General features: G+C 50.8%; 2 protein-coding genes and 1 pseudogene. 1 reads left to right on the top strand and 2 read right to left on the bottom strand.

The window, feature by feature from the left end; all coding sequences use genetic code 11:
• Positions 1-385: pseudogene (locus tag QW71_RS36040) on the bottom strand (transporter); the annotation flags it as partial.
• Between the two features lie 35 nt (positions 386-420).
• The gene (locus QW71_RS36035; protein ID WP_039310873.1) at positions 421-1,038 is read right to left on the bottom strand and encodes a TetR/AcrR family transcriptional regulator; all 618 of its coding nucleotides are present in this window, start codon (positions 1,036-1,038) and stop codon (positions 421-423) included.
• Positions 1,039-1,830: 792 nt separating this feature from the next.
• Between QW71_RS36035 and QW71_RS36030 the strand changes: the two genes are divergently transcribed.
• Complete coding sequence (locus QW71_RS36030; protein WP_047014170.1) at positions 1,831-3,039, top strand: IS256 family transposase; 1,209 nt, start codon at positions 1,831-1,833, stop codon at positions 3,037-3,039.
• Positions 3,040-3,156 lie beyond the last annotated feature (117 nt).

The following is a 3,156-nucleotide window of genomic DNA, read 5'->3' as shown; positions in this document are numbered from 1 at the left end:
CGGAAGGATCAGCGCCGGCGGCTTGAGCTGCAGCGGCAGCAGCCTGTGCTGCCAGTTCCATAGGATTGATGACGTATTCCATATTGTAGACGTCATTGATAGCTTTCTGGAGCAGCGCTACACGCTCCGGCGTATCCAGACGTTCCCCGTCTGGTGCGGTGAAGGCGACGCTCGCCTGGCCGCCGGCAGCGGCAGGAAGCTCCTGGGTCAGCTTATCCAGCACTTTTTGCGATTCGGTGCCTTCAATTTTCATTTCGGAGCTGGACTGGATGCCATTGACACCAAGCAGGGCTCCTATAACACCGAGCACGACGATCCACGCCGCGATGAAATACCAGGGCTTGGAATAAGCCGACTTCCCTAGGCGGTACAGAAATGTTGACATGTATTGGTTTCTCCTCTTTATCTCTGAATTTATTTTTAGAAGCCGTTGCGTAAGTAAGCAAACATGGAATTCAAATATTGATCAAACGGCATGGCACTGGAGGGTTCATCCTGTGTTTCGCCCGGCAGCATGACGTTGAGGCGTCCGTCCAGTATAGGGACGAATGCCCCGTAGACGGCACCGGCGAGAAGGTGGGTATATCCATCGTCATAGCGTCCATGGGAGAACTGTTCGAGTACTTCCTGGGCGGCAATCTGCAGGCGGCGGAATACGCTGAGGATATAAGGCTCCAGCGACGGATACTGATTCGCGAGCGATACGAACTGCCGCAATTTATGCAGAAACTCTGAAGTGAACTGCAGCTTGAGCAGGTTATACAAAGCTTCCAGCGGTGTAGCATCCTGAGGCAGAACAGCAAGCAGCATATTCTTATCTTCATTTGCAGCGCTGCTGATGAAATACGCCGCCACCGCTTCCTCCTTGCATGAGAAATAGTTGGCAAAGGTCCGCCGCGAATAACCGGCCTTCTGGACAATGTCATCGACGATGAAGCCGTCCATGCCTTGCTCCAGCGCAAGCTCGAAGGCGGCTACGGCCAAAGCGTAGGCGGTGGCTTCCTTTTTTTTGTCCCGCAGTGTCAGTTTGGGATTCAAGTTGTATGCTTCCTCCTTTCTTATGTATAGGATGAACGCCAAATTGTAATCTACAGTCTATATTATTGCTCAAAGAGCAAGATTGCACAATGTGCAATTAGTGTGTGAACCGTGAATATTCAAAATTTAATGTAATGATCCATTCTCCCGTAGCTGGTGGTTAGTCTGCTGGAGGAAGCTTGCTGGCGCGGAAAATAAGAAATGTTGTACGTATTACAACATTGATCCGCATATATCCGGCTGTTCAGGCAGATTGTTGTACTAAATGCAGGAATTATCCGGCTTAGTCGATGGCGTAAAATATGTTGTGTACCAGTATTTGGAGCCTAGTCAGGCAACAAAAAAGTAGGGTATCCTCGGGATTGCGAAACCACCAAGGAGGAACCCTACCAATGACTATTTTACCCGAAAGCTCACTGAATAATCTATTTGAAAAAATGCGAAAAACCGAACACAATGAGCTACTGTGAAGGTAACTGGACCAAATGTATGCGAAAAACCGAATACAATGTGCTACTGCGAAGGTAATTGGGCCCAATGTATGCGAAAAATCGAACACAATGAGCTATCGCGAAGGTAACCGGACCAAATGTATGCGAAAAACCGAATACAATGTGCTACTGCGAAGGTAATTGGGCCCAATGTATGCGAAAAATCGAACACAATGAGCTTCCGCGAAGGTAACCGGAGATGGCGTAAAATATGTTGTGTACCAGTATTTGGAGCCTAGTCAGGCAACAAAAAAGTAGGGTATCCTCGGGATTGCGAAACCACCAAGGAGGAACCCTACCAATGACTATTTTACCCGAAAGCTCACTGAATAATCTATTTGAAAAACTTGTTAGAGAGTTTGTGAAAGACAACTTGGAGTCCATCATGCGTGCCGAAATGCAGGCGTTCATGGCGAGCGAGGAAGCAGGTACACGCAATAGCCGCAACGGATACTACACCCGAAACTTACACACGAAATACGGCAATCTGGAGGACCTGGAGGTCCCCCGCGACCGCCAGGGATTGTTCCAAACTCAGATGTTTGAGCCGTACCAGCGGCGGGACGGGTGGCTGGAGGAAGCGGTCATCCAGATGTATAAAAGCGGCATGGGAACCCGGGATGTGGCCCGGTTTATTGAAAGTATGTTTGGGAGCCATTACTCTCCAACGACCGTTAGCAACATTACGGCTACCGTCCTGGACGATATCCACCAGTGGCAGAAACGGCCGCTGAGCAAGCGCTACAGCGTGATCTACCTGGATGGGCTGTACGTGAAGCTCAAACGGGGCACGGTCCGCGGTGAGGTCGTCTATTTTGCGATGGGGATCGACGAAGAGGGACAACGTCAAATCCTCGGATTCTACGTCGGCGGTCAAGAGAGTTCGAACGGCTGGCGGGAGGTGCTGAAAGACTTGTACGACCGTGGAGCGCAGGAAGTGTTGCTCGGTGTGTTTGACGGGCTTCCCGGGCTCGGGCTTCCCGGGCTGGATGCGGCGTTTAAAGAGACATACCCGCAGGCGGATGTGCAGCACTGTGTGGTGCACAAGGTGCGGGCTACGTTCCCCAAAATCCGGATCGAGCACAAAACCGATGTCCTGGAAGACCTGAAAACGGTGTATACCGCACCGGATGAGGTCGTAGCCAGGGCTAACTTTGATACGGTCAAAGCCAAGTGGAACAAGCTGTATTCGAAAGAAATGAAGTCCTGGGAGGAGCAGTTGTCCACCCTCCTGACGTTCTACAAGTACCCGGAGCCCATCCGCAAAGCGATCTATACGTCGAATCCGATTGAGCGAATGAACAAGGAAATCCGCAAACGCCTTAAACCGATGAACAGTTTGACGAATATGGATGCAGCAGAGAAAATCGTGTATCTCGAAATGCTCGACTACAATGAACGTCATGGGCAGCGGGTCGTTCCTGGCTTTGGGATGGAACCCGTCAAAAAGAAGCTAAACGAGTTATTTGAAACACGCTACCCTTCCTTGCCCACACCCGAAGAAGAATAGCGGATGAATCCAGTTTCTGGGGGTCGGGGTTCCCCCGACCCCCAGAAACACCTGCACCCCCAACCCGTAACCCGGGGAGGTACTTCTACTCTCTTACACAAACTTCTTGACGCTACC

Source organism: Paenibacillus sp. IHB B 3415 (assembly GCF_000802655.2).
In the GTDB taxonomy this organism is placed as follows: domain Bacteria; phylum Bacillota; class Bacilli; order Paenibacillales; family Paenibacillaceae; genus Paenibacillus_AQ; species Paenibacillus_AQ phytohabitans.
Note: the sequence above shows the minus strand (reverse complement) of the source record. Positions and strands in the feature narration are given on the sequence as shown.

Bases quoted from the DNA above. Each gene is read 5' to 3' on its own strand.
- QW71_RS36030 (WP_047014170.1), top strand. From the start codon at position 1,831: ATGACTATTTTACCCGAAAGCTCACTGAATAATCTATTTGAAAAACTT.